The sequence below is a fragment of the Archaeoglobus veneficus SNP6 genome (genome assembly GCF_000194625.1).
Classification (GTDB): Archaea; Halobacteriota; Archaeoglobi; order Archaeoglobales; family Archaeoglobaceae; genus Archaeoglobus_C; species Archaeoglobus_C veneficus.
The window spans coordinates 1,030,127-1,056,605 of the sequence record NC_015320.1 but is presented as its reverse complement, the minus strand read 5'-3'; the positions used below and the strand labels follow the sequence as shown (position 1 = coordinate 1,056,605).

Below are 26,479 nucleotides of genomic sequence, written 5' to 3'. Positions count from 1 at the left end.
CTTCATTTATCAAGCAATGAAGAAATAGGAATTACGAGACCTTGAGTGTCACACGCATTCAACACGGGACTCAAATCAAAACGTTAATATTATCCATGAAAAATTGCCGGCCATGAAGCTCAACGGAGTTGAAATCGAGGACACCTTTGCCGAGGCATTTGATATCTACGTTGCCAGGGTTCTGATAACCGCCTACGATTATGGACTTGCGGAAGTTGCAGCAACAGAGGCTACTGGCTTTGGTACGTCCATAATAATGTGCCCGGCAGAGGCAGGAATAGAGGGGAAGGCAAAGCCCGAAGAGACTCCGGATGGCAGACCGGGAGTTTACATTCAGATATGTCACCCCAGCAAGAAGACTCTGGAGCAGCAGCTCATAGCCAGGATAGGGCAGTGCATTCTGACGGCTCCAACTGCAAGAGCCTTCGACGCTTTGCCCGATGCGGAGGAAAGATTCGATACAGGAAACAAGCTGAGGTACTTTGGAGACGGTTTCGAAAAACAGCTCGAAATCGGTGACAGAAAGGTATGGGCGATACCGATAATGGAGGGCGATTTCATAGTCGAGAACGATTTTGGCGTCGTTCAGGGCGTCGCCGGAGGGAACTTCTTTATAATGGGTGAAAACCAGCCTGCTGCCCTTGCGGCTGCAAGAGCTGCTGTTGATGCTATTTCCAGCGTGAAGCATGTTATAACTCCGTTTCCTGGGGGAATAGTTGCCTCTGGCTCGAAAGTCGGAGCAAACAAGTACAAGTTCCTCAAAGCCACAACAAACGAGCGCTTTGCCCCTTCGCTCAAGGGACAGGTGGAAAGCGATGTGCCTGAGGGGGTCAATGCAATTTACGAAATAGTCATCAACGGACTGAGTGTCGAGGCTGTGAGCGAGGCCATGAGGGCGGGCATAATGGCCGCCGTAAAGGTGCCGGGCATTGTAAAAATCACCGCCGGAAACTACGGTGGCAAGCTTGGCAGACACGCGATATACCTGAAGGATTTGCTCTAAACTCACCAATATTTTATAATTTTAATTTAAAAATTTAAACTTCCAAACCCATCTCTCTAACAATGTTTTCAAGCCATCTTGGCAGCGTAAAGGCTGCAACGTGCACTTCGGGAGTGTAGTACTCTGTCTCTATTCTTCTTTCCTCAAACCTCCTTCTGATTTTATCCAGCTCCACGTTGAGGCTACTATCAGACGCGATGAGAAAGCTCCAGATTCCTCCAGGATACATCGGTATATATGAGAGATAAACCCTCCTTTCCCTGAAAACGGCAGTGTTTCGGAGAACCGTGCGAAACTCTTTCTCCTGCAGCACCGGTGACTGGCTCTGCATTGCGTAAATGTCGGATATGCGGGAACACGCCCTGTAGAAGTCTGGAGAGAATAGAGGCTCGCTCGCCGGACTCGGATCCGTGCCGTCAACTATCAGAACGTCGAACTTCTCGTCGCAGTTTTTCACGTACTCTATTCCGTTTTCTATCAGGAGGGTAAGGCGGGGGTCGTCAAGAGCTCCCTTGTCTATTCCCACATGCTGCCTGCAAGCCTCGACAACGTTTCTGTCAATCTCGACCATAACAACCTCATCGGGATCATGTTTGAGCACTTCTCTTGCAGTACCTCCATCTCCACCACCTATTATCAGTACCTTTTTGGGGCTTGGGTGGGTCAGCATGGGGACGTGAGCGAGCATCTCGTGATATGATGCCTCGAACCTCTCTATAAACTGCACATAGCCATCAATGACGAGCATCTTGCCGAATACGGTATCATAAATCTCAATGTGCTGGAGTCCTTTAAACTCGTAAAGCTTTTTCCTGACTCTAATCATCAATCCATAGTTGTCACTCGCTTCTATGAACCATTCCATGTCTCCAGGCATGTAGTTAGATTTAAAAAGGTAACTGTCTGTGGATAATCCTGTGAATCTTGGTTATCGAGACGGGCTTTATTTGCCAAGTCCCAGGCAGTTAGACTGAGGTGTGTCAGATCGAAATACCAGACGACTATTTCAGTCGGATGTAGTCAAGAAGAAGTTTATACGCCTCCTTCTCCCTACTCCCCCCGCACTTCTCCACGATCGTTCCATAGTACCTAATTTTCTCCTCGAGGTTCTTCACCCCCATTGCATACCTCGTCGCGTGAACTGTTGCCTCTATAACTGCGTTGAACCCTCTGTTAACTGCCCTGAGCGGCCTTTCTATGACAGTGCCTTCAGCAAGTTCAAGCTTTGCAGTTCCACCATCCATTTCAACATCGAATCTGCAGCATACCACAGCGCCCTTCAATACTGGCGGGTTGAGCGATGCGTAAAACTCCTCTCCAGGATCCTCAAAGGCTGAAATTACAAACAGAACTGCATCAAAGCAGATGTTTGCCCACAGTGGACTGCCGTTCTCCACGTTCTCCTTCGTGTGGCTCGGAAACAACCTCGCTCTTGCAACTCTACTGCTGGCGTCCTCAACTATTATGCCAATCGGGGCTGCATTGAGTTCGCCAGCATCAGACACACCCCTCGTAATCGCTATAATTTCGTTTATTCCCTCAGTAAAGCCGAAATCTGAAAGCTTCAAGTATACACCCCCCGTCTAAAACCTCAACCCCTCAATCAGGGCGAGAAAGATCGACGAAGAAGTCAGGTCTGCAATCGTGCCGGGGTTTATTCTTCTCCTTACAAACTCCTCGTCAAGGGGTTTGAAGACGTCGATGTTCCCACCAAACGCTTCAACAACCTTCCTTGCCGTATCCCTCACTTTTTTTGCAGTCTCGATGCCGTGTTTCGCAACCACAAGGGGATCGATGTACTCGGAGAGCAACTTATGGTATGTAAACACTATCGCCGCATTCACGTCGCCGAATTCTTCAAACGTCTCGATAAGTGTTTTCATACCCGAGAGGCTTGCAGTGTATCCTTCCGTCAGTTCCCTTGCTATGATGTTCTCTCGAGGAGCGAGAAGCATCCAGTCGTAGAGGTTGATTCTCTCCCTTTTCAACTCCTCCGCCGTACTGTCATCTTCAAGGCTCAGCTCTTCGACATCCATTGCCCTCGCTCCCGACAACCTGAAGGCTTTGAGAACCGCAAGCGAGTCCTCAACCGTCGTGTTCTTCAAGGTCTCAACAGCGGCCTTTGCGATGCTTTCGGCCCTTCCGGCACGCCATGAGTACACGAGAGGGGTCAGCAACAGGAACGCCCCGAAGTGAACGTTTCCGGCTCTATGCCATCTCGAAGTTTCGACGACCGCATCGAGGATTAGCTGGCCCACGCTGCCACGATTCTCCGCTGCCCGCAAGAAAACAGGGTAAGAAGAGGCGGATGAGGCGAGAAAGTGCTCGTAGCGCAAATCTTCGAAGCTATGCTCCCTATCAACGTTACCCGATTTTGGAGTTGCCGAGACTTCAAGAAGCATCGCAAGCACCGCTGCCGTTGCTGCTGTGGCTGCAGAAGGTACCATACCCTCATCCGAACTCATGGCGACACCTCACGAGGTAGTCTTCGATGTCCGTCTCAAGCCTGACACATGGCCTCGTCTCAAGCATGGAAAGAAACACTCTCGACAGATCGCCGCCCGTTATTTCACCTATCATCGCGTAAAGACTGATAATAGGACGTGGAATTTTGACGAACGGCTTTTTAATGCCAAACACATCCGCAATCGTCTGGAAAAGCTCCTCAACGCTGAAGTCCCTCGGACCGCAGAGGGAAAGAGTTTCTCTACTACCGTTAGCAACTCTCTCAACTGCATCGACTATGATCTCCGCGACATCCCCGACAAACACGGGAGAGAGTCTGCCATCGAAACAGGGGATGAAGGGATACCTTCGCATAATCCTGAGAATTTTGTTCACGAATCTGTCACCGGCACCAAACATCACCGATGGCCTGACTATGGTGTAGCTCTCGGCCTTCATCACCTCTCTTTCACCCTCCCACTTGCTGCGCTGGTAATCGTTGCCATCCGGGGAGGCCCATAAAGCTGAGACGTGAACGATTCGAGGAACGTTACTTACGAGGTTTTTAGCGGCAAGAACGTGAACTCCGTAGTAGTCCCCCTTCAGTACACCGGCAAGGTTTACAGCAACATCAACGCCTTTTGCTGCTTTTTCAACGTCCCCTCCGGACCTCAGATCTCCGCGAATTATCTGGACATTTAACCCTTCTCCAAGATTCTCTACTGGCCTCCTTACAAAAGCAACCACATCGTATTTTTCAGTAAGGAGGGACAGTACGTAGCTTCCAAGGAAACCCGTTGCACCGGTAAGCAGAACTCTCACCACTAACCCCGTCATACGTTGAACGAAGAAGTAAATTTAATTTGCCTCCTGTAATGGTAAGTCCATGCTTCACAAACTCAAAATGTATGCTGACTTTATAAAAATCGAGCACACTCTCTTTGCCCTGCCTTTCGCCTACGCTGGGGCATTTCTTGCAGCCCACGGATGGTTTGGCTGGAAATTGTTTCTCCTGATTACAGCAGCATTTACCGGGATGAGAACCGCTGCCATGGTTCTCAACAGGATTATTGATAGAGATATCGATGCAATAAATCCCAGAACGGCAAAACGACACCTCCCTGCAGGATTGATAAATGTTGGAGAGGCGTATGGAATTCTAATCATAGCCCTCTCAGTTTACTTTGTTTCCGCATATCTGATCAACAGAACGGCCTTCATGCTTTCACCCATTCCGGTAATAACCGCCTGGATTTATCCCTACCTCAAGAGGTTCACGTGTCTCGCCCACTTCGTTCTCGGTTTAAACCTTGCCTTTGCTCCCCTTGGCGGGTGGATTGCAGTAACGGACTCCTTCGACCCACTTGGCAGCGAGTTCGTTCCTGCGATTCTCGGCGTAGCTGTCATCTTCTGGGTTGCAGGATTCGATATAATCTACGGGCTGCAGGACGTTGAATTCGACAGAAAACACGGCCTGCACTCAATAGGGGCACACTATGGCGTCAAAGCAGCCCTTGCAATTTCAGCCATCAGTCATGCAATCTTCTTCACCCTTGCAGCCTATGCCATCCACATTTACGGAGCGGGCGTGCCTGCTGCTTTCGGGCTCGCGATCATAGCTCTGCTGCTCATTTACCAGCATTTGATAGTCAACGATAAAAAATACGATGAGAAAAGAATTCAGATTGCTTTCTTCCACGCAAACGCAGTTATAAGTGCCGTACTGCTTTTCAGTATAGTTGCCGCAGTTATAGCAGGTGGTTGATATGGTAAAAGTCTGGATAAAAGCTGGAAATGTTAAAAGAGAAGTTGAGCTCTACGAAGACCTCGCCCCAGTCACAGTTGAAGCAATACTGAATTCCCTGCCCATAAAGGGTGTGGTGAACAGGTGGGGCGATGAGATCTACTTCGAAACAGACGTGGTTGTGGAGGTCGAAGAAAACTCTAAAGAAGTCGTCGAAATGGGCGACGTTGCATACTGGATTCCCGGCAGAGCAATATGCGTCTTCTTCGGTCCCACACCCATAAGTGAAGGAGATGAAATCAGGCCAGCGAGCGCCGTTAATGTAATCGGGAAGGTCGTAGGAGACATTGAGGCTTTCAGAGAAGTGGATGATGGCGAAGAGGTCGTTATTGACAGGGCGCTCGAGTAATGCCCATCAAAAATTAAACAAAAAATAAAAAATCACTCCCTCTTGAGCTCATCAAGCCTTCTGCGGATTTCTCTCAGTCTCTCTTCCAGGAAAGCTGCTTCCTCCTCAAGCAGCCTGATTTCGTCCTCTCTGCTCATGCCGTAGTACCACCAGCACCAGCCCCTCCCCCTTCCAAACTTCCAGCCGGGTCTTTCCCACGGGGGAAGGTGGCTCCATGGTCCGAAACCCGGATACCTCGGCATTTTACATCACCTCCTCAAAATTTTCTCAATCACACTACCTACTTTCTTCCCCACAATCCTGCAAGCGTCGGGTTTTTCTCTTCTCTCCGCTATTGCAACTGCAAGGTCATAGCATGTATCGTAACTGCACGCTCCGCAATCGCGGTGTGGAAGTAATGACAGTATTTTTGCAACTTTCGGGTCGATCTCGTGTACCTCTACGGGCGTAAGTGAATCATATGCTACTTCGCGAAAAGTCCACGCTGAACATCTTCGCCAGCGTCTCTGGCATCCAGAGTGCCTTCTCTGCATCCTTCGCATGCGTTTTCCACATCTTCGCATTACTCTCACACTGTGAATATATATTCAAAATGTATTTGAATTTTTCGGTTGACCAAAATCTAATTCCATAACTTTTTTAAATGTTGTAGTTGTAAGTAGAAACATCGTGATGTATATTTTAGCAGCATTCGTATTTGGAGTAATCTATGGATTTATAAAACCAGGAAAAGAAAACAGAATGAAGCTGCTCAAAGAATCTGCAGCGGTGGGTATACTAATAGGCATCGTATTTGGTCTCCTAGGAACAAGATTGCCCGAATTGTCAAACGCTTTAGCACTCGGAACAGGAGTTGCCATCGCAATCCTCGTATTCTTCTTTGCGGTATTCTTCATTATCGGTACTGCTGTCGGTGATTTTCTCGAGAATCTTAGAAAGAGTTAAATTAAGCCCAGAAGCTCAAGTGCTTCAACAACTCCATCGCCATTCTTCTTCGAGACTACCACGTCGGCCTCCATTTTGAGCTTTAAGTCAGCATCTCCAACGGCAATACCGAGGCCGGCAGCCTTAATCAGGTCTATGTCGTTCTCAGAATCACCAATTGCAGCGAACTCCTTCGGACTTATACCAAGTTCATCAGCTATGTACTCAAGAGCCCTTCCTTTGCTGACCTTCGCATCCATTATGTGGTACGCAAAACCTGAATCGACGATTTTAACATCAAGCTTTGCATCGTGAAGAATTTTCCTCGCCTCTTCAATAGGAAAGTTTCTGCGAAGACAGACCTCCGACTTCCTGTACTCAGCGTCAAGGAATTCGATTTCAAAGTACTCTTTGAGAATTTCAGCCGCTTTAAGGCATTTGCTTATGTCCCCAAGCACTATGTCGTCGCCATCGTAGCTGAATCGAACAATACCTCCATTTTCGCATATAACAATGTCTGAGACGCCTATAAGCTTTGCAGCAGTTCTTGCGAAACAGGATATGTTGCCAGTTGCAAGAACTACAGGGATTTTTACCTTCCTGAGAGCTTCAACGGCCTTACAGTTCAGGCTTCGATTCCTGTATGTTATGGTTCCGTCGATGTCAATGGCGAGACCCTTTGGACGGAGCATGTCTTCAGTCGTGAGATACTGGTTATAAAACTATGGAAAATAATTAATACTCGCCCGTAGAAGGCAGAGAAGTGAAGCGTTGCGATTACTGCGGAAAAGAAGATTGGATGCCATACCAGTGCAGTTACTGTGGTGGTTATTTCTGTTCGGAACACAGATTGCCTGAAGAGCACGATTGCCCAGGTCTGAAGGACGACTACTGGAATGTGCCGGTTAAGGTTAAGAGGAAAAGAAGGGTTGACGTTCATAAGGTAAATATCCCTCTTCCAAAGCCCTCCGGAATCGCCGCATACGGCTACAACAACCTCATAATTGGAATTTGCACGATAATGTTCTTCCTCTCAATAATCCTGCCAGTCGAGAGATTTCTCGCTCTTCACCCTTCCTACCTCTTCGTCATGCCATGGCAGATTGTCACGTGCATATTCCTCCACGGCTCCTTCGACCACTATTTAGTGAACATGATTGTCCTGCTGTTCTTCGGTAGCGAACTGGAAAGAAGAGCTGGAGGCAACAACTATCTCAAAATATTCTTCCTTTCAGGAATTGCCGGAAACCTGGCTTACTTACTCTTTGCGTATTCAACGGGTGAACTCTATCCAGCGCTCGGTGCGAGCGGTGCAATCTACGGTATAATGGGCACTCTGGCGATTATAGCTCCAGAAATACGAGTTTTGTTCTTCTTTATGATTCCAATGGGCATCAGAACAGCACTTCTGCTATTCGCTGCATACGACCTCTTTATGCTCCCGTTCAGCGCTCAAACGGGCGTGGCTCATGCAGCCCATCTCGCAGGCCTGCTCGTCGGTCTGTACTACGGAAAGAAGCTTAGGATATTGAGAAGGTGGAGAATGTGGTAAAGCCAGTAGCATCGTGGATTGAAAAAGAACGATTCCACGGGAAAGCTGTTAGATGTCTTACTGTAATTCTCAGAACAAGAGGGTGCTACTGGCAGCGGTGCCTGATGTGCGGCTTCTCCTATGCATCTGACAGCAGGATTGGTCTTGAAGAGCTTAAAGAACAAATAGATGAAGCCGTTAGAGACAAAGAATTCGAAGTTCTCAAAATATTCACCTCAGGCAGCTTCTTCGACGCAAGAGAAGTGCCGCCCGAGTTTAGAGAGTACCTCTACAGCCTCATGCGCTCCATGAGCGTTAAGAAGCTCATAGTAGAGAGCAGGCCCGAATTTGTCAAAGATGAAGCTCTCAAAGAACTCGCGTCAATGCCCTTCGAAGCGGAAGTGGGAATTGGCCTCGAAACGAGCAACGACTTCATAAGGGAAAACTGTATAAACAAAGGATTTACCTTTGAAGACTTTGTTAGAGCAGCGGAAAAGCTCAAAGATTACGGGGTAAGAGTTAAAGCATATCTGCTCCTCAAGCCGCCGTTTCTTTCAGAGGGAGAAGCGATAGAAGATGCTATCCGCTCTTCGATGGATGTCGCAGAGTATGCGGACATCATTTCCCTCAACCTGATGTACATTCCATCAAACACCTATGTCGAGAGGTTATGGCAGCGAAACCTCTACCGTCCGCCCTGGCTCTGGAGTGCCATTGAGGTTTTGAGACAGGTTAGAAGTGAAGGGATAGAGATCATGTGTGATCCTGTCGCAGCGGGAAGCGAGAGAGGGCCGCACAACTGCAGGAAGTGTGACAGAGACGTTGCAATGGCTATAAAGGAGTTCTCCCTGAGTCAGAACGTAGCAGACCTTGACGTGAGCTGCGATTGTGTTCATATCTGGCAGAGGGTCGTGGAACTCGAAAGGTATTCCCGGCTACCACTTGTCAGATAGGGTATTAAAATTGATGAATTAAAATTTTAAGGGCTAAAAATTAGATTATCTCGTGGAGTTCAGTATCTTGGATACGGTAGAGTGGAGTTGGTGGAAGTTCGCGGAGAATGCTGTGCTCAACGTATACATCGTAAACCCTCGCTGAAGCCATTATATCAAAATCCTCAGACCTTTTAACCCTGATTACAACGTCGAACAGCTTTGCAATGACATTCATTGAAACAGGGCTGGGAATGAAATAGAGCTCGGTAAGTGATGACTTGATACCAGAGAACAACTCTTCGGTAGCCTTAACAACGGTAGATATGCCATACTTGTGTATGGCCAATCCTGAACCGAGGAAAACCACTATCGAGTTATCTTCAAGTCTGTTCATTATCCTTTGTAGTTCTCTGACCGTTTCATGAATATCTTTTGATTCATCCACGAAAGCTACAAGCTTTCCATAAGCTACCTCCTCTTTTTTACCAATTTTAATAACTCTGAGATTATCTATCACATCTTTGAGCCTGGGCTCATCTCTGACTATCGAGTCAAACACAATCCCAAGCTTTCTGCACATGATTTCTGAGTAAACCACGAGGTGGAGCTTCTCCTTAACGAGAGGTGCTATTGTGTAGTAAAGAAGCGTGGTGGCACTGTAATCGTCGTCGGTGACTATTGCTGTTCTCTTGTGCTCCAATAACTCAAGAAGTTCTGCAGGTTTCATACTTATAATTATTATTACCATAATCTGCTTAAAAAAGTTACCTTCCCCGTCCATAACACCCGCCACTCAGACTGGACCACCAACCATGTATCACTAAAGAAAAGCTGACCAATAAAAACCATAGGAATCCAAAAAGAAAAATACCTCTGAAAACTACAGAAGTAACATGGCAAGAATTGGTGGAGCTGGCGAGCTTTTTGGCACCGATGGCGTTCGAGGGATAGCGAATGAGGAACTAACTGTCGAAATGGCCCTCAACCTTGGCAGAGTTATGGGAACAATAAGAAGTGGTAGGATTGCTGTCGGAATGGATGCACGCATTTCGAGCCACATGTTCAAAAGTGCTGTAATTGCTGGCATAACTTCTACAGGCAGTGATGTCATCGATTTAGGGCTCATTCCAACTCCAGCGTTGCAGTACTACGTCAAGACGAACCCAAAAATAACAGGCGGCATTGTTGTTACCGCGAGCCACAATCCGAGGGAGTACAACGGCATAAAGTTCATTCAAGACGATGGAAGGGAATTTACGAGGGAAATGGATGAAGAGAGTGAACGGATGTACAAGAGCAAAACCTATCGCATAGCCTCCTGGCAAGACGTTGGCCAGGTATACAGCGAGGATTGCAAAAGGCAGTATATTGACGGAATTAAGGATAAAGTCAGCGTTGAAGAAATAGCAGGAAAAGCGTTTAAAGTCGTCGTAGACTGCGGAAATGGGGCTGGATGCGTTACGACCCCTCAGCTTCTTAAAGAGCTCGGCTGCACAGTTATTAGTATAAACGCCCATCCCGACGGACGCTTCCCTGCAAGAAATCCAGAACCGGTGGAGGAAAACGTAGAACAGCTCAAGAAGGTTGTTGCAGAAACGAACGCCAATCTCGGCGTAGCCCATGACGGTGATGCTGACAGAGCGACGTTCGTTGACGAAAGAGGCCAATTTGTTAGCGAAGACGTCATGCTTGCCCTCATGGCCAAGTACTACGTGGAGAAGAATGGAGGAGGCGTCGTTGTTACTCCCGTGTCTTCGTCACGATGTGTGGAGGATGCCGTTAGAGAGGCAGGAGGAGAGATCGTATACACTCCCGTTGGCTCGCCAGTGGTTGCAGAAACGATGCTGAAAACAAAGGCTGTTTTTGGTGGAGAAGGAAACGGCGGGCTGATATTCCCCGAGCATCTGCTTGCGAGAGATGGAGCGATGAGTGCTGCAAAAGTCCTTGAACTCATGGCGCTTGAGGGCAAACCGCTATCCGAACTCGTGAAAGACATACCGCGCTACTACACGTTTAAGACGAAGGTTCCATGCAAGGATAAGCTCAAACTCCTTAACGGATTGAAGGAGGAATTCCCAGAAGCGAGCTTCACCGACGGAGCAAGAATAGACTATGAGGATGGCTGGCTGCTGATAAGACCATCAGGAACGGAACCTATTGCCAGAATATTTGCAGAGGGGAAGACTGAAAAGAGAGCTAAAGAACTGCTCGAGCTCGGGATGAGTGCCGTAAAGAAGATTCTCGGCTGACTACTTTTTTACATTATATTTATGTTATTTTTCCATTCTGTTCGTTACACACTCAGGAGGGTCTGCTTCAGCCAGTTTATTCCGAACTCCACGAGCTTCTCGTCGTCCTCGAGGGTTTCGTTGTCGGCAATGCCATTTTCCCTCGCGAACTCTCTAAAGCGGTCGATGTCGTAGCAGGCCATGTAAAACTTCTGCATCTCTTCGTTGCTCAGTTTTCTTCCAGAGCTGTAAAGACCGAGGACGAGTTCCATAAAAACATCATTCATTTCGTTGTACTTCCACGCCCCCTGGTCGTCGAGCCACTCTCGAATCGTCCACTCCTTATTCTCATTGAAGCCTTCGCAGAAGTTTTCCACAATAATGTAGTAGTACTCCTCATTTCTCGACCTCATTCTGACGAGAGGGTAAAGGCGGCACGCGCCCGGTCTATCTCTATAAATGCTGCACCCGTCATCCGTTACAAATGGACATTTACCATCCACCATTTTAAGCACAACTACGGGAAGTCCAGTTTCCGGGCCAACATGCCATCTTGTGTATTTCTCCAGAAATTCGTCTGAAGACAGGCCAAGGTTTCTCTTTATCCTAAGTATATCGTATGGTGTCAGGAATATGTTGAGATCGTGACAGCACCTGTTGAAACACCGAATCTCCTTGTGGCAAGAAAATCTGAATTTGTCATCGAAGGTCAGCTTTCTCGAGTTGTCGATTATCATGAACTCGCTGCTCGCAGAGGACTATATAATCTTATCCAGATTATAGCAGATGTCACGGAAGAGGGTACATTTTAAGCGTGTTACCGTCAAGTGTAAGAATCCCGGATCCGCCTATCCCAACCGGGCTACCCTCCAGCTCAACATCTTTCAGAATATCTCCGCTTTCAGACATCACCACGACTCTCTTTCCTGCAATAGCATAAATTCTGCCGTTGCAGTACAACTGCTTAATCTCACAATCAAAGCTTTTATGCCAAAGCTCTTTCCCGTTGCTTGAGAACATGTAAACTCTGTTTCCAGAACTGGTGAGAATGCCTGTTTCGGTAATTTTGACATCTGTAACCTGCGCAGTGATGCTGAACCTCTCTCTGCCATCGGGTTCGAATACGTACAGTTTCTCATCAGTTCCAACCGCAAGACATCTATTAGCTGCTATCGCCCTCACCGTGCCATTCACTCTCTTATGGAACATCCTCTCTCTTTTGAACGTGTAAACGTAGATATGTTCGCCAATAAACTCGGTCCCAACTGCCACAAAGTTGTCACCTATGCCAACTGCTGTGACATCTTCAGGCCTCCATCCCAGACTCGCAATGGTGGCAAACTGATGCTCCCAGAGCAGCTTACCAGTCTTCGTAAACAGGTATATTTTTCCATCCATAAAGTTTGTACCTGCTGCAATCATCGGACCCTTAGCATCAAGTGCCGTTATTGATACATCTGAGAACGGATCTCTGTAGAACGTTGTAGTCATTCTTTTTTTCCAAATAATTTTCCTTGCATCGGCGTCTAGGCAGTACAGGCTGCTTCCTGAACTGAATACCAGGTAATCCTCATCGAAGGAAACATTTTCAATTTCACAGTCAGGCCTGTAACTCCAGAGACTCTTCATGGTAACCACTCAATAAAATTAAAATAATAAAAAATTTGGGGGTACGTCTTTAGAGACCACCCCATCCCTGGGTTGCCCAGTATGAACCGAGCACGAATATCGACATCAGTGCTCCGAGTATGGCGTTCACTATTGCTCCAGATGAGAATGCAATCCATGGCTTGGTACCAGCCGCTGTCAACTCTCTGAACCTCGTTGTCAGACCGATGCTGAAGAATGTGAATATGAACGTCCATGTTCTCATAGTCTTGATCGGACCGACGAGCAACGGCTTCATGTGCTGCAAGTACTCTGAAAGCGGAACTCCTGCCGTGAGTATTGAGATAAACAGCGAGGCTGCGAAGAATCCAAGAACGAACTTGGGGAATCTCCACCAGATCTCCATCGCTGATGGTTTGGTTCCTGTCTCCTCAACCTCCCACCTTGTCGTTGCTATAATTGCCATGACGAATGCCCACAGTCCAATCCAGATATCTCTGCCGATAACCTTCATCAGCGTAAATGTACGAACCGCTATGTCGTCAATGTCAACACCCACTGCCTTTGCTTCCGCTATAACCTGTGCTACAGTCTTACCCGTTCCGAACACAACTGCGTCTGGGGGCAGGTTAGCAAACATACTGCCGTATGCTGCAGCAGCAGCAAATCCTGCAGCGTCAGCGAATTCAGATGTACCTACCCATGCTCCAGCAACACCTGGATGCAGAACGAGTGCTTTGCTTATCAGAGGTATTGCGAATATCATGATTATTGCCCAGACGATGACCGTCGTTATACCCATTGCCACGTGCTCTTTTTTAGCCCTTACTGCTGCGGCCATTGCAATCGATGCTGAAACACCGCAAACAGCTCCTCCAGCACCGAGAACTGCAGCAAAGCGCCTGTCCATTCCAAGCACTTTTGTACCAACGGTGTAGATCGTCAGGAATGTTGACACCGCTATAATTGTCGCCTGTATAAACGCAACCGGGCCGGCGTAGAGTATCAGTGTAAACGGCAGTGTTGCACCGAGCATGACTATTCCTGTTTTTATGTAGTACTCAACTCTGAAACCTGCGTCCATCCATTTTGGCAGTTTTATCGTGTTGCTTATCAGCAATCCGACAAGAAGCGCAAACAGTGGTGCCTCTAAGTTGTAGTGGTGGGCCGTCTCGTTTGCTGAGAACACTGCTATTAATACTGATGCTATGTATACGAACACAAACGATGGTACGAATTCACTTGGCTTGAATCCAAGGAGCTTGCTGCTACCCGTGAACATTACCAGCCAGAACAGGAAGTTTGCTAGGTACCATCCTGCATTGTTAGCAAAGTGTTCTGCGAGCTTTGCATATCCCTCTGGTGTAAAGCTCCATTTCGGTGGATACACTGCAAGCGGCTTCAGCGTTGAGCCACTGAAATACAGTGCCGTTGCCAGCAGTATCACTATAAAGGCCATCCACACTGCCCACCAGTCCTCTGTTTTCCATAGCGTCTTTACACCTCTAACGACCTCTACATGTTCGCCATCCGACACTACCAATCACCTCTGCCGAGATCTAACTCACAGAAGCGATTTGATCGATGACAGAATACTTACCGATGTCGTCAAGAATACAGTCAAAAAGTGTCAGTTATGGTTGTATAATATCTTTTTAAGATATATAAAATAGTTCCCTACCTTTTTCCGTAACTTCTACTACTTTTAGCCTGCCATCTCTGATAACTTTTAACAGCCCATTCTCCTCAAGATACCTTATTCGCTTTTTGGCTGTGTTTCTTGCAATATTGAACTTGCTCATAATGTCTTTGACTGAAGGTCTCTCACCCACTCTGTTTTGCATGTAAACATATCTCAATATCTCGTAAACTTCTGGAGGCAGATCGTGGTGTTTTGGTTTGAGTTTTATAGTGCTGCACTCTTTTCTCAGGAGTTTTATCTGCTTCTCATTCAGGATATCCGGATCAAGGGATAGCAGTACGACTCCTTTCTTGAGGATGTAGAATACTTCCTTCAGTCTCTGAATGAATTCGAATGTTTTATCGAATCCATTCTTGAGAATGACATAATCCAGCTCTAAGAGCACTGCATTGTTCCAGTTTGGTAGATTCATAATTGTTGTCTCAATTTCAGAAATATCAGGAGATAACGTGTTCTTTCCCTTTTTCTCAGAAAGCCAGAAGTGTGTTGAATTATTTTCTACCTTTATCTCGTCAGGAAGTCTTCTTGTTATTATTGTTCCAGAGTATCCGCATTTAATCAAATCGTTGAACACTTCCAGTGCCAAATCTGGGAAGGATTCTTCTATCAGGTAAACCTTGCCCTTATCAATATCGAACTTCAAAATTCTCTTTAGCATACTTTCTTCTGCCTTGATCTTTGAAGTAATATCCCTTGCAATCACCGAAAAACCTGTGGGTTTGCCCTCTTCGTCCAGTATTGGCGATACAGTAACATCCACATCAATTATTTCGCCATCCTTTGTCAGTCTTCTCGTTTCATAAGAAATAAACCTAACACCTTCTTTTATTTTCTGAATCAGAAAAGGTATCTCATTCTTGATCTCATCCGGTAACAACACGTCTGCGGACATTCCGAGAGCTTCTTTCTTTGTCCAGCCAAATAGTTTCTCTGCGGTCTTGTTCCAGCTTGTAATAACACCTTCGAGGTTTACCGAATATATTGCGTCGTTTGAGTTCTCCAAGATGTTTGCAAGGTACTCGAGTTCCTTCTGCGACTTTAGCAGTTCCTGTGTTTTTTCTTCTAACTGTCTGTAAGCCCTTTTAAGTTCTTCTTCAGCCTCCTTACGCTTGGTAATATCTCTCATTATCGCAACGAATCCCATGTGTTCACCATTTGAGTCGTAAATTGTTGTCAGAGTCTGATCCACAAGTATCCTTCTGCCATCCTTCGTTATTCTTACAGTCTCGATATCTCTGGCGTAACCCTCGAGAATCGCTTTCTTGAAGTTTTCTCTACACGAATCCCAGTTTTCCTTTGGCATAAGAGTTGCCAAGGGTTTACCAATAACTTCGGATTCCTTGTATCCAAACATCATCTCCGCACCTTTATTCCAGGATACGATGCGGCTGTCGAGATCCAGAGAGACTACAGCATCAACAGTGTGATCCGTAATGCTCGCTAAGTATGCTAATTTCTCCTCAGCCTGCTTTCTTGCCGTTACGTCTCTGCTGACAGCCCTGTAACCACGCAGATTTCCCTTTTCATCAAAGAAGGGTCTGCCGCAAGTTTCAAGTATTACAGGGCTGCCGTCTTTTCGCAGAAACACGTTTTCCAAGCCACAGAACGGAATTTTATCCCCTTTTATGTTTTCAAACTCCTCTACAGCCTTCTTCCTCTCATCCTCTGGCATAAAGTCAAAGGGTTTTTTGCCTACGACTTCCTCAGGTTCGTATCCAAGAATATCTCGAACCTTTGGGCTGGAATAAGTGTAAACGAAGTTCTCGTCAACTTCAAAAACCCAGTCGTTTACGTCTTCTATGAGACTTCTGTACTTATCCTCACTCCTTTTCAGCATGTCCTTTTGCTTCGTCAGCACATCTACCATGTAGTTAAACGCTTTTGCAAGGTCCTCAAGCTCATCACCCGTATCCACCTCTATGTGAGCACTCTCTCCGCGCATAATGTTTTCAAATCCCTTTCTGAGCCTCTCCAGAGGTTCTGTTATGCTTCCGGCAACGAAGAACGATATTCCAAGAATTATTATGAACATGTAAATATAATAAACATATGTTAATCCGGATGGTTCGTTAGAAGTAACTGTAAACAGAGCGAGAGACAACAACGCAAAGAACAGCGCGATTGCAACTATTTTGAAGAAAATGGGCAGCCTCACAGCAACCACCCCATTATTATCAGAAATATAGCCAGTGAAGCAAACCACCCGCCATAAGCAGCAATTAAGGGACTGAGACGCACTTTCTGGATATCCCTTATGTTAACTGAGAGACCAATCGATGCCAGCGTGATTGAAAAAGCTATTGTGGAGAGTGGCTCTATCACCTTTACAATTTCGGGTGTTAATACGAAACTGGACAGGAACGCTACAATGAGAAACGTCACAACATACCATGGAACGTAAAACCTGTTCTCCGCATAGATAAAAGAAATCAAAAGAGTGACAACCGAAATCAGTGCAATTCGTATGCCTTTAACGGCCAGACCCTCCTGCATAACGTAATTTCCAAATGGTAATGAGGCTATTTCTACAAGGCCGGTCTGATGAAGGGTGGCTCCGCTTAAAATCGCATAGCAATCCGGAGACAGTCCTAAGTGGTAACCCAGAAACGGGTAGAATATGGCTCCGGTTAGCCCAACCACAGTTATCACGATAATTGCCGCAGAAAACTCTTCTTTCTTTGGTTTAACAATTGAAGAAACTATTGTTATGGCAGATACACCACATATAGCCGTACCACATGCCAATAGCAAGGAGAGTTTTTCACCCACCCTGAACGTTTTTGCAAACAGGAATACAGCGGCACCCATAATTAAAGTTGAAAGAATTGTCAAGACTATGACTTGGGGTGGAAAATCACTTGGAAGTGGGATTTTGATTTTTGCACCATACAGTACGATTCCGAGTGGGAGTGTTATAGCAAGAGACTTTTCTGAGAGATACCTAATTTTCAAATTATTCAAAAAACTTCCAAGAGATATTCCAAATATCAAAGCAAGAAACAGTGCATCAAGGGCAGGACATATACAGCTCACGAGATAAGCTCCAATTCCAGGAGCTGTAATCATAATCAAGCCAAATGCTTTTTTCCATTCTGGAAGCTTTTTTCCAACCATCAAGCATCCTCCAGCAGTTTTTATGCCAGATATTTTAAATCAAACCTGCCATTTTTCGATTTCTAAATAAAAATTGCGGTGCAAGAGGTACCAAGTTATAATATACAGACAATTCACAAATTGAAACAAAAATATATCAATTAACAATTCTACAAAGCTTTGAAGGTTTCACCCGTTCAATGAGTGGCAAATAGACAAAAATTAGGTAAACTATATATGGAACATAAATACCAGAACAGCATAACCCACGAAGAAAAATAGCCCCGTGCATAGCCAGTACCAAGGAACCCTCTCCTTTGAGATGAAGTAGAGGAGAATGAACGACACGAGTGTGGTGGTCAGGACGCTGAGGTAAACGTGAATATCAAGAGTCCAAGACGTTATTAAGAGACCTATTCCCGGATAGAATGTCGAATACAGAATTTTCTCGCCAACAAGCGAGCCAAGGCTGAGTGTATCTCTGCCGCGATACCCCCAGATGAGAGCACTGGCGGTTTCAGGAATTGCCGTAGTTGCTGGAATTATTATTAAAGCCAGACCCATAGGACTTATGCCAGCGCCCCTTGCTATTGTATCCACAGCAGAAACAAGACTCTCAGAACCGTAGTACAGCAGAAAGACAGCAGCAACGAGCTGAATAATGCCGCTTGCAAATGGGTGGGGGACAACTTTACAGAAGTAGGGTATTTCGGCATCTTCTATAGATCCTGCCTTTCTCCTCGCGTACATTACCCACATGTAGAATACGAACGTGCCAAGAAAGAAAATTCCGAAGAGGTGGCGGGTGGACGGCAGAAATGCAGGAACAAGCGTCAAGGGGAAAAGAATAGTTATGAATACATACGGAAGTATCAGCGACCTGTCTATTTCCAGCGTGGCGTTGTCCCTTCGACCAAGATAATAGCCGATGAAGGCGGCAATTCCAACAAGTCCATAGGAGAGGCTCGAAGCCATAAAGGGCTGTCCGAATATCGTTCCGATGCCTATTTCCTCTCCGCTTTCAACCCCAGAGAATACCGCCACAAGGAAAACCGTGAGCTCAGGGAGGGATGTGAATAGAGGTGCAAGAGTTGCTCCCACGAAAGAGCCGCCGAGTCTGAGTCTACAGCCGAGGTACTCGATGGCATTAACAAATAAAAAGGCTGCTACAAAAACTACGACCATTCCAAAAAACAACTCGGCAAGAGCATGCATCTTACCCAGCCCGGCCCAGTCGGGTTAAAAACTTTTTGAGGCAGTATCACGGAATCTCACACCATCCCAAATCAAATTCCGTATGCCTTGTAACATGTTTTGCAAATTTCAGGCAGAAGATTCTTCTCAGCTCTCCAGTCAGTTAGGGGGTACGTGAGAATTTCGTCCACGAAAAGATCTTCAATTCATCTGTCTTTTCATCAAAAACATAGTCAAGATTGGTTGCGATTACGTAATCGACGCCCATCTCTGATGCCAGATCCATCAGCGCAGGAAGTTCGTGTATATTGTACTTATTCATCAGGTAAGTGAGAACAATTTCCGGGTTATCGTTTCCAGACTTTTCCCTCATTGCTGAAAGTGTTTTTACCCCTTCGATTACCTTTTCGAAGTTCGTCCCTCTTCGTATATTTTCGTGCGTTTCTTTACTTGCCCCGGCGATGGAAATTGCGACTGTATCAACATCGTAGCTCAAGATTTGCTCGACGTTCTCGGACAGAAGCATACCGTTCGTTGTAAAACTGACTCTGCTCGCTCTGCTGGCAATTTCAATCATCTCAAAAATTCTATCGTGAAGTAAGGGTTCGCCCCATCCCTGCAGGTGTATGTGTCTGCTGTATCTGAAGTAATCTGAAAGAGTTTCAAAGGTTTCAAAATTCATATCAATATCCTTACCGCTTGCCCCTCATCTCCTCGAAGGACACATTATGCAGCTTGCAGAACATCTTCTCGTAACTTCAACCTGAATAAACTCAAAGTTCAACATGTATAACCCTATGGAGGTAGTAGGGGTGATACTGCGTAATCCAAGACGGAAAAGTCCCCCTATAGTCGTACTCCATTCTGACTTCGATCTTTTTACCCCTCAAGTCCCCCATCCTCTTCTTCAGCTCTGTTTTTAGATTCTCGTCAAGCTCTTCGAGTGTTTTTCCTGCAACAAAAAAATCTCCATTTTTTGCAATCCACCGCTCCCCATCATGAACTAACATTAGGTTTAGCTTCATAAATCTCACCACAAAATAAAAATATAAAAAATTAATGTTTAAGGTGTCACCGTTGGCGGCTGCATTCCCATGTGGAACAGCCAGGCTATGAACCATCCAAGCGGTATTATTATCACTGCCAAGACGAATGCGTAGCAGATCGCGAGCCTTCCAAGTCCTTCCTGCTTAAGTGCTCTGAAGTCCGTGACAATGCCTATGCTGGTGAATGTCAGCATGAAGAAGAACTTTCTGAGAGCTCCTTCGACGGGCTTGATTCCAAACGTCAAAGCTTTGTACGCCGATGAAGCGTCAGGATACAGATTCATTCCGATGAACACTATCAGAAACATCGCCAGGAAGTAACCAAGCACGAACTTTGGAAATCTCCACCAGATTTCCATCTTCTGGACCTTTTCGCCTGGTTTTCTCTCGATGTGGTACAACCAGACTACTGCAAGAACGAATGCCCAGACGCCTATGAACATGTCGATCCAGATCTTTGTAGTAACTGCAGACATCAGTATCCAGCCCTCCTGCCAGTGGACGCCAAGTTCCACTGCAGCTCTCGACCTCATCAGTTCGTCGAGTATAGCTCCCGCAGCCGCATCTGCTCCGTCCGTCTTTACCGTCAAACCGAGACTTGCTCCAGCGGCTATTGGCTCATTCAGCCAGAATGCCTGAAGAATGCCGGGCAGTATGATAAGCTCTATGACAGCAAAGACAACGATTAGCGCTGAAATCATTACTGGAACTATCGGTCTCGCTCTAATAGCTCCGGCAGTTGCAATCGCTGCCGAAACTCCACAGATTGAGATACCCGAAGCAAAACAGGCTGCCCATTCTCTCGAAAGTTTGAAGAGTTTCCTTGCTGTTGCGTATGCCAGAGGCCAGAAGAGCAGGTAGGCTGCAATTGTAGCACAACATCCTGCTACCAGTAAGTGCATGGCATAACCAAGCGATTTGATTGCAAGATAGCCAAGCTTAGCACCTAACATGACAATAGCTACCTTTATGAACCACTCTGGCTTTGCACCCTCTTTTATGAACTCCCTGAAGCTTTTTGGAGCCAAGTTGCCTATTGCTAAACCGACAGCCAACGCGATTATGTAGTATGCTCCACCAAGCGATAGGCTCCACTCTATTCCGTACTTTGCTCTGTCAAGCTCTGTAGCGGCGATGTATGCGTTTTCACCAACAATATAACAGATCGTTGTAATCCAGAATACGATTGTAAATGCTACGAGGTATTTCTTCAGGTCCCATTTCATAGCTCTAGCGCCTATCGCTGTAACGATTGTTAGAATTACATATTGTGCTATCAACGCAACTACTGGACTCATGAGTTCTTTGTGCGAAGCTCTAAAGGCTTTTGATACGTCAACCCACTTGCTGAACTTCACTATCCAACCAACCAAGTCAGCACCTGTCAAGCTGGCGATTATGCCAAGCAATACAAAAAACGTTCCGAGCCAGAAAGCCCACCAGTCTTCGGTGCTGAACATTCCGGTGTACCATTTTCTTTCTTCCGCCATTCGCATCACCTCAGTAGTGTTTAAGGATAAACGTCTGCACCAATGCAGCCAGAATGATCATCGCTATAATCCCTGTAACTACTGTCCATTTAACAAGCTTTGACTCAATGGGTTCCCATGGTTCCACTTCCATCTCTTCCAGCACTTTTGCTCCCACTTCTTTTTCCACTTCCATACTCCACCACCCCCCTGAGGCGACCTACTGGTCGCCCAGGCCATTACTATTTTTTGTAAATATCATATAAATCGATATCGTCAAAAATAGGTTAAATAGTGTCAATTTTCACAAAGTGTCTTACTACTTCATAATCGGCTCATGCACCAGTTTTTGCCGACATTGACTGATAATTGGCGTTTATAGCTTATGGGACCTGCTATAATTCTGTTTTTGACTGGTATAAAAATCGAAAAAAGTCCGCATGCGGCTTTTGGTTGCCTTGCTTCCGATTTTTTGTAAATATCGTTTAAATCGAAACCTATTACACTTTTTTGTGAATAATATCTAAATCAGTACTGACTTCATCGAAGGTCATTTCAGCATCAACAGCTGCAAAGTATTCCTTGCCCTTCTCAGTAACCTCAAGTAGCTTTGATCTTCCAGCTTTCGTTATTTTTAATAATCCCAAGTCTTCCAAGTACTTTACACGTTTCTTGCATGTGTTTCTGGTAATATTGAATCTCTGCGATATCTCCTTGAGAGACGGCTTTTCACCGATCCTGTTCTGAATGTAGACGTACCTCAAGACTTCGTATATTTCATAAGGCATCTTCTGATGTTTGGCCCTGATCGGACTGCACTCCTTCCTCAGCAGCGTGATTTCCTTGTTACTCAAGATATTGGTATCTACAACCAGTATCAGTACCCCCTTTCTCAAAAGATGGAAAACGTCCCTCAATTTCTGAACGAGCTCATAGGTTTTATCGAACCCGTTTTTGATTATCAGGTAATCGAGGTCGAGGACAATGGCATAATTCCATCCTGGCAGCCCTACTATCAGAGATTCTATTTTAGACACATCCGGCTGGACCGTCTGGTATCCTTCCCTTTCAGATAACCAGTATAAGTCTGCAGGAATGTTTATGTCGGAGTTTCTGGAGATTATGACCCCTCTATAGCCATAGTTCATTAAATCCTGAACCACATCTATTGCAAGACCCACGTCTTCAGACAAGTAAACCCTGCCTCTTTCAACATCGTACTTCAGAAGTTTCTTTAGCATTTCCTCCTCTGCCCTAATTCTTGACGTTATGTCTCTCGCAATAACCGAGAATCCTGAAAGTATTCCGGACTCGTCCATTATTGGTGATACAGTCACATCCACGTACAGAACCTCCCCTCTTCTGTTCACCCGTCTGGTCTCGAAAGAAATATTCTCAACACCCTTCTTTATCTGCTGAATTACGAAGGATGTTTCCTTACTCATCTCCTTTGGCAAAATAGAATCTGCATGTCTACCAATTATCTCCTCCTTCTTCCAGCCAAATAGTTTCTCCGCGGTCTTGTTCCAGCTCGTAATTATGCCTTCAAGATTTACAGAATATATCGCATCGTTGGAGTTCTCAACGATGTTTGCAAGGTACTCGAGTTCCTTCTGAGATATGATCAATTCTCTGTTTTTCTCTTCCAGCTTTTCGTAAGCCTTCTTTAACTCATCCTCAGCCATTTTTCTCTTCGTAACATCCCTCATTATGGCAACAAGCCCGACTATGTTCCCATCCACATATATTGGTGCAAGTGTCTGATCGACAAAAATTGTTCTACCATTCTTGGTTATTCTCACTGAATCAATATCCTCGGAGTGCCCTTCGATAATCGCCTTTTTGAAACTCTCCCTGTACGAATCCCAGAGGTCCACAGGCAAAAGAGACAGAACGGACTTCCCAACTATCTCCGATTCAGAATATCCAAACATCTTCTCCGCTCCCCTGTTCCAAGAAACGATCCTCATGTCCATATCAAGCGAGATTATTGCGTCGATAGAGTGCTCGACTATGGCAGCCATATAAGCCAGTTTCTCTTCCGCTTTCTTTCTGGAAGTTATCTCCCTCCCCACAGCCCTGATTCCGGCCAGATGCCCATCTTTGTAAATCAGCCTTCCACTTATTTCGAGAATGGCATAGTTTCCATCCTTCCTTCTGAAGTACAGTTCAACGTTAGAAAACGTACTCTCTCCGCTATCCAGTATTTTCGATAGACGTTCTTTCGATTTGTCGTCGTATAGCAGGTCTAATACGGGTACACCGATGATCTCGCCGGGATAATAGGACAAAACGTTGCTGACCTTGGGACTGGAGTACGTGAAAACAAGGCGCTCATCGAGCTCAAATACCCACTCGTTTATGTCCTCAACAAGACTCCTGTACCTCTCTTCACTCTCCTGTAATTTTTGTTTTTGTTCCATTAGTTCCTTTGCCATCAAATTGAAAGACTGTGCAAGCTTTCCAATTTCGTCCCCGGTGTTTATGTCAATCGTGGCTGGTTCACCTTTCATAAGAGCTTCAAAGCTTTTTCTCAGCTTTTCCAGGGGCTCCACTATGCTACCAGCAACGAACAATGAAATTCCTGTAATTATTATAATTATATATAAAATAAAGGCTGGCGTTAGCCCCTTCGGAGTTGTAAAACCCGTGAGCAACAGAGCCAGGGATAATAGGGATGAAAACAGAGAAGTCAAAACTATCTTGTGGAAGATTGGCAGGTTCATATTAACCACCTCAGGATTGCTATAATAGTTGCGGACGTGAAAAACCATCCAATGTAACTGGCAACCAGTGGGCTTAAGCGTGCTCTCTGGATATCCTGCCTGCTAACGCAGAGCCCTATGGATGCGAGGGTCGTGGAGAAGGCTATCGTTGACACAGGTTCTATCCAATCACTCCATCCGCCGAGGTACGTGCTTGACATAAAAGACATGATTAGAAATCCCACGATGTAACCGGGAACGTAAAATCTGTGTTCAGCGTAGATTAGAGATACCAACAGCGCTACCACGGCTATTAAAGCGATGCGAATGCTCTTGACCGTCAGCGCCTTCTGAAGCACATCGCTACCAAAATCTTTCGAAGCAATTTTCACGAGTCCAGTCTGATGCAGAGTTGCGCCACAAACTGTTGCAAAGTCGTCTTTTGTTAAGAAGCCATGTAGTGCAGGATATACAGCCGCTCCCGTAAGGCCGACGATCGTTATTACTATCACTGCTGTGGAAAACTCCTCTTTGCTTGGTTTTAGAATTGAAGATACGATGGCTATGGCTGAAGCACCACAAATAGCCGTTCCGCACGCCAGCAGAACAGGTAACTTCCCCCCCACTCCAAGCCTTTTTGCAATTACAAAAACAGACAGGCCCATAAAGAGAGCAGAAATGAAAGTCAGAATCAGAATTGGTAGAGAAATTTCGTAAAAATTGGGAAACTTTACATTTGCACCGTACAGAACTATACCAACCGGAAGTGTTATGGACAGAGACTTTTCGGCTATTTTCTCCACGTTCCCTTTACCCACAACACCGCCAAAGAATATCCCGAATATAAGGGCGAGAAACAGTGCGTCAAGGGCAGGATAGAATCTGCTAACGATGTATGCAGCGATTCCAAGCGCTACCGGGAGCAGCAGACCCATATTAAGTTTGCAGAAGAATACCTATTAAGCCTTTCTGAGATGAAGTACTCCGATAGATGTCAAAACTGCTATATTTTTAATTAAGTTCGATAGCAGTGATATATACGCTTATATACACTCCCATAGAGTTATTGTACAATGTTTTTCGAAATCGAGGAGATAAAAAGAAAGCGAAAAAAGCTGGGAATAACTCAAAAAAAGCTTGCTGAGCTTGTAGGAGTTAGTCAGCCCCTGATAGCAAGAATAGAGTCCGGGAACCTTGACCCAAAGCTGTCTCTTGTAAGGAAGATTTTCGAAGTTCTCGAAGAGCTGGAGGGTAAGAGCGTCAATGCAAGAAGCATAATGAATAGCCCCGTAAAGTTCGTCACGTCCAGTACGACGCTGAGAGAGGCCATAGAAATTATGATGGAGGATGGCATATCACAGATGCCTGTAATGGACAACGGGCGTGTTGTTGGCAGCATTACTGAGGGGGCTGTTGTGAGACTGATACTCGAAAAAGGCGTCGAAGCGAGTGCCATTAAGGTTAAAGAGTGTATGGAGCCCCCATTCCCAATAATTTCTCCCGACGAGAGGCTTGAGACCATTTCGAAGATGCTTCTTGGTAGCCCCGCTCTGCTCGTCGCAGAAGGTGACAGGATAGTCGGAATAATAACGAAGCACGATGTGATGAAGGCGCTGAAAGAATAAGCTAAAAAGAGATCGAAAAACTAAAGCTTCTCTAAGTACTCCACAACGCTCTCAAAGACTGCCTTTCCGTCCTCATGAGGATACCAGAACGCTCGTTCTGGATGAGGCATCAGGCCGAAAACGTTGCCGGTAACGTTGCATATGCCTGCTATGTTGTATATGCTTCCGTTTGGGTTCCAGGGATAGCCGGCATAGTTTCCATCTGGATCGACGTATCTGAAAACTATCTGATCGTTCTGGACAAGCCTGTCCACGTACTCATCTTCCATGCCCTTCGGAAACACAACCTTGCCTTCTGCGTGGGCAACGGGGAACATCACCACTTCTTTCTCAAGCTTCCTCGTAAATACACACTTCCCTCTATTTTCGTGCTTCAACAACGCTGCTCTGCATTCGAATCTGCTTGAATCGTTTATGCAGAGAGCCATTTCTGGCTTATCTGCTATGGGCCTGTCTTCATCGAATCCCGGCAGAGCGCCAAGCTCCACAAGAACCTGAAAGCCGTTGCATATTCCTATGACGGGGTACTCCTGCTTTATGAATTCTTCAAGGTCTCTACGCAGCACGCTCTTCAGTCTTGCGGAAAATATGGCCCCCGCCCTTACGTAATCGCCAGCAGAGAAGCCTCCGGGAAAGGCGATGCAGTTGTAGTCGCTGAACGTTCGCTGCTCTTCATCCCTGATCATGTCGCTGTAGAACTGCTTTAAGTGCACAGCCTCGCAAAAAACTCCAAGCTCCCTGAACGCTTTTACTGTTTCATCCTCACAGTTCGTTCCTTCAATTCTCAGCACGGCAACCTTAATTTCCTCTCTCTCCAC

30 protein-coding genes are annotated in these 26,479 nt (G+C 45.9%); 9 read left to right on the top strand and 21 right to left on the bottom strand.

Going from position 1 to position 26,479, the window contains the following annotated elements:
• Positions 1–112 precede the first annotated feature (112 nt).
• Positions 113–1,003, top strand: coding sequence for a formylmethanofuran--tetrahydromethanopterin N-formyltransferase (gene fhcD / locus ARCVE_RS05985; protein ID WP_013683872.1), 891 nt, complete (start codon positions 113–115; stop codon positions 1,001–1,003).
• A gap of 34 nt (positions 1,004–1,037) precedes the next feature.
• Here fhcD and speE read toward each other — a convergent pair whose 3' ends face one another.
• From speE to ARCVE_RS10805, 4 genes are all read right to left on the bottom strand, one after another.
• Positions 1,038–1,868: a polyamine aminopropyltransferase gene (speE, locus tag ARCVE_RS05980; protein WP_013683871.1), complete on the bottom strand. Its 831-nt coding sequence runs from the start codon at positions 1,866–1,868 to the stop codon at positions 1,038–1,040.
• 136 nt (positions 1,869–2,004) lie between these two features.
• Entirely contained in the window at positions 2,005–2,571 is a 567-nt protein-coding gene (locus ARCVE_RS05975; RefSeq protein WP_013683870.1) for a DUF447 domain-containing protein, read from the bottom strand.
• 15 nt (positions 2,572–2,586) lie between these two features.
• Positions 2,587–3,468 carry a triphosphoribosyl-dephospho-CoA synthase gene (locus tag ARCVE_RS05970; protein ID WP_013683869.1) on the bottom strand — a complete coding sequence of 294 codons (882 nt, stop codon included), beginning with the start codon at positions 3,466–3,468 and terminating at the stop codon, positions 2,587–2,589.
• A complete protein-coding gene (locus ARCVE_RS10805; protein ID WP_013683868.1) occupies positions 3,455–4,285 on the bottom strand; it encodes an NAD-dependent epimerase/dehydratase family protein in 831 nt (276 codons plus the stop codon). Before ARCVE_RS10805 ends, ARCVE_RS05970 begins: the two co-directional genes overlap by 14 nt.
• Before the next feature lie 49 nt (positions 4,286–4,334).
• On the opposite strand from ARCVE_RS10805, the gene ARCVE_RS05960 reads away from it, so the two are divergent.
• Positions 4,335–5,213 (top strand): UbiA-like polyprenyltransferase, encoded by an 879-nt coding sequence (locus ARCVE_RS05960; protein WP_013683867.1) that lies wholly within the window; start codon positions 4,335–4,337, stop codon positions 5,211–5,213.
• 1 nt (position 5,214) lies between these two features.
• Complete coding sequence (locus tag ARCVE_RS05955) at positions 5,215–5,601, top strand: cyclophilin-like family protein (protein ID WP_013683866.1); 387 nt, start codon at positions 5,215–5,217, stop codon at positions 5,599–5,601.
• A gap of 32 nt (positions 5,602–5,633) precedes the next feature.
• Here ARCVE_RS05955 and ARCVE_RS05950 read toward each other — a convergent pair whose 3' ends face one another.
• On the bottom strand, positions 5,634–5,843 hold the full coding sequence (locus ARCVE_RS05950) for a DUF5320 family protein (RefSeq protein ID WP_013683865.1): 210 nt from the start codon (positions 5,841–5,843) through the stop codon (positions 5,634–5,636).
• A 6-nt stretch (positions 5,844–5,849) separates the two neighbouring features.
• Positions 5,850–6,143 carry a (Fe-S)-binding protein gene (locus ARCVE_RS11090; RefSeq protein ID WP_198001989.1) on the bottom strand — a complete coding sequence of 98 codons (294 nt, stop codon included), beginning with the start codon at positions 6,141–6,143 and terminating at the stop codon, positions 5,850–5,852.
• A gap of 127 nt (positions 6,144–6,270) precedes the next feature.
• Between ARCVE_RS11090 and ARCVE_RS05945 the strand changes: the two genes are divergently transcribed.
• Positions 6,271–6,546, top strand: a complete 276-nt coding sequence (locus tag ARCVE_RS05945; protein ID WP_156786027.1) for a hypothetical protein — start codon at positions 6,271–6,273, stop codon at positions 6,544–6,546.
• Here the strand turns inward: ARCVE_RS05945 and ARCVE_RS05940 are convergent.
• Positions 6,543–7,217 carry a phosphoglycolate phosphatase gene (locus tag ARCVE_RS05940; protein ID WP_013683862.1) on the bottom strand — a complete coding sequence of 225 codons (675 nt, stop codon included), beginning with the start codon at positions 7,215–7,217 and terminating at the stop codon, positions 6,543–6,545. The two genes, ARCVE_RS05945 and ARCVE_RS05940, sit on opposite strands and share 4 nt — an antisense overlap.
• Positions 7,218–7,288: 71 nt before the next feature.
• On the opposite strand from ARCVE_RS05940, the gene ARCVE_RS05935 reads away from it, so the two are divergent.
• Positions 7,289–8,077: a rhomboid family intramembrane serine protease gene (locus tag ARCVE_RS05935; protein WP_013683861.1), complete on the top strand. Its 789-nt coding sequence runs from the start codon at positions 7,289–7,291 to the stop codon at positions 8,075–8,077.
• The gene (locus ARCVE_RS05930) at positions 8,071–9,009 is read left to right on the top strand and encodes an archaeosine biosynthesis radical SAM protein RaSEA (protein ID WP_013683860.1); all 939 of its coding nucleotides are present in this window, start codon (positions 8,071–8,073) and stop codon (positions 9,007–9,009) included. Before ARCVE_RS05935 ends, ARCVE_RS05930 begins: the two co-directional genes overlap by 7 nt.
• Before the next feature lie 40 nt (positions 9,010–9,049).
• Here the strand turns inward: ARCVE_RS05930 and ARCVE_RS05925 are convergent, their stop codons facing one another.
• Positions 9,050–9,718: a hypothetical protein gene (locus ARCVE_RS05925; RefSeq protein WP_156786026.1), complete on the bottom strand. Its 669-nt coding sequence runs from the start codon at positions 9,716–9,718 to the stop codon at positions 9,050–9,052.
• A 166-nt stretch (positions 9,719–9,884) separates the two neighbouring features.
• On the opposite strand from ARCVE_RS05925, the gene glmM reads away from it, so the two are divergent.
• Entirely contained in the window at positions 9,885–11,240 is a 1,356-nt protein-coding gene (glmM, locus tag ARCVE_RS05920; RefSeq protein WP_013683858.1) for a phosphoglucosamine mutase, read from the top strand.
• Positions 11,241–11,284: 44 nt separating this feature from the next.
• Here glmM and ARCVE_RS05915 read toward each other — a convergent pair whose 3' ends face one another.
• The 11 genes from ARCVE_RS05915 to ARCVE_RS05870 all read right to left on the bottom strand — a co-directional run bounded on the left by ARCVE_RS05915 (position 11,285) and on the right by ARCVE_RS05870 (position 23,886).
• Positions 11,285–11,956 carry a YkgJ family cysteine cluster protein gene (locus tag ARCVE_RS05915; RefSeq protein WP_013683857.1) on the bottom strand — a complete coding sequence of 224 codons (672 nt, stop codon included), beginning with the start codon at positions 11,954–11,956 and terminating at the stop codon, positions 11,285–11,287.
• A gap of 52 nt (positions 11,957–12,008) precedes the next feature.
• On the bottom strand, positions 12,009–12,848 hold the full coding sequence (locus ARCVE_RS05910; protein WP_013683856.1) for an outer membrane protein assembly factor BamB family protein: 840 nt from the start codon (positions 12,846–12,848) through the stop codon (positions 12,009–12,011).
• A gap of 49 nt (positions 12,849–12,897) precedes the next feature.
• A complete protein-coding gene (locus ARCVE_RS05905; protein WP_013683855.1) occupies positions 12,898–14,364 on the bottom strand; it encodes a YeiH family protein in 1,467 nt (488 codons plus the stop codon).
• A 118-nt stretch (positions 14,365–14,482) separates the two neighbouring features.
• Positions 14,483–16,684, bottom strand: a complete 2,202-nt coding sequence (locus ARCVE_RS05900; protein ID WP_013683854.1) for a PAS domain S-box protein — start codon at positions 16,682–16,684, stop codon at positions 14,483–14,485.
• Complete coding sequence (locus tag ARCVE_RS05895; protein WP_013683853.1) at positions 16,681–17,643, bottom strand: putative sulfate exporter family transporter; 963 nt, start codon at positions 17,641–17,643, stop codon at positions 16,681–16,683. The genes ARCVE_RS05900 and ARCVE_RS05895 overlap by 4 nt, the downstream gene beginning before the upstream one ends.
• Before the next feature lie 210 nt (positions 17,644–17,853).
• The gene (locus tag ARCVE_RS05890; protein ID WP_013683852.1) at positions 17,854–18,837 is read right to left on the bottom strand and encodes a sodium:calcium antiporter; all 984 of its coding nucleotides are present in this window, start codon (positions 18,835–18,837) and stop codon (positions 17,854–17,856) included.
• 142 nt (positions 18,838–18,979) lie between these two features.
• On the bottom strand, positions 18,980–19,498 hold the full coding sequence (locus tag ARCVE_RS05885) for a radical SAM protein (RefSeq protein WP_048085710.1): 519 nt from the start codon (positions 19,496–19,498) through the stop codon (positions 18,980–18,982).
• A 91-nt stretch (positions 19,499–19,589) separates the two neighbouring features.
• Positions 19,590–19,841 carry a DUF5395 family protein gene (locus ARCVE_RS05880; protein WP_013683851.1) on the bottom strand — a complete coding sequence of 84 codons (252 nt, stop codon included), beginning with the start codon at positions 19,839–19,841 and terminating at the stop codon, positions 19,590–19,592.
• 38 nt (positions 19,842–19,879) lie between these two features.
• The gene (locus tag ARCVE_RS05875; RefSeq protein ID WP_013683850.1) at positions 19,880–21,352 is read right to left on the bottom strand and encodes a putative sulfate exporter family transporter; all 1,473 of its coding nucleotides are present in this window, start codon (positions 21,350–21,352) and stop codon (positions 19,880–19,882) included.
• Positions 21,353–21,362: 10 nt separating this feature from the next.
• Complete coding sequence (locus tag ARCVE_RS11325; RefSeq protein WP_013683849.1) at positions 21,363–21,527, bottom strand: hypothetical protein; 165 nt, start codon at positions 21,525–21,527, stop codon at positions 21,363–21,365.
• A gap of 304 nt (positions 21,528–21,831) precedes the next feature.
• Positions 21,832–23,886, bottom strand: coding sequence for a PAS domain S-box protein (locus ARCVE_RS05870; RefSeq protein WP_232215780.1), 2,055 nt, complete (start codon positions 23,884–23,886; stop codon positions 21,832–21,834).
• A 1-nt stretch (position 23,887) separates the two neighbouring features.
• Here ARCVE_RS05870 and ARCVE_RS11625 point away from each other — a divergent pair, with 1 nt between their 5' ends.
• On the top strand, positions 23,888–24,082 hold the full coding sequence (locus ARCVE_RS11625) for a hypothetical protein (protein WP_232215779.1): 195 nt from the start codon (positions 23,888–23,890) through the stop codon (positions 24,080–24,082).
• Here the strand turns inward: ARCVE_RS11625 and ARCVE_RS05865 are convergent.
• The gene (locus ARCVE_RS05865) at positions 24,054–24,971 is read right to left on the bottom strand and encodes a YeiH family protein (RefSeq protein WP_013683847.1); all 918 of its coding nucleotides are present in this window, start codon (positions 24,969–24,971) and stop codon (positions 24,054–24,056) included. The two genes, ARCVE_RS11625 and ARCVE_RS05865, sit on opposite strands and share 29 nt — an antisense overlap.
• A 138-nt stretch (positions 24,972–25,109) precedes the next feature.
• Between ARCVE_RS05865 and ARCVE_RS05860 the strand changes: the two genes are divergently transcribed.
• On the top strand, positions 25,110–25,661 hold the full coding sequence (locus tag ARCVE_RS05860; protein ID WP_013683846.1) for a CBS domain-containing protein: 552 nt from the start codon (positions 25,110–25,112) through the stop codon (positions 25,659–25,661).
• Between the two features lie 20 nt (positions 25,662–25,681).
• On the opposite strand, the gene purQ is transcribed toward ARCVE_RS05860, so the two are convergent.
• Positions 25,682–26,479, bottom strand: a complete 798-nt coding sequence (gene purQ, locus ARCVE_RS05855; RefSeq protein WP_013683845.1) for a phosphoribosylformylglycinamidine synthase subunit PurQ — start codon at positions 26,477–26,479, stop codon at positions 25,682–25,684.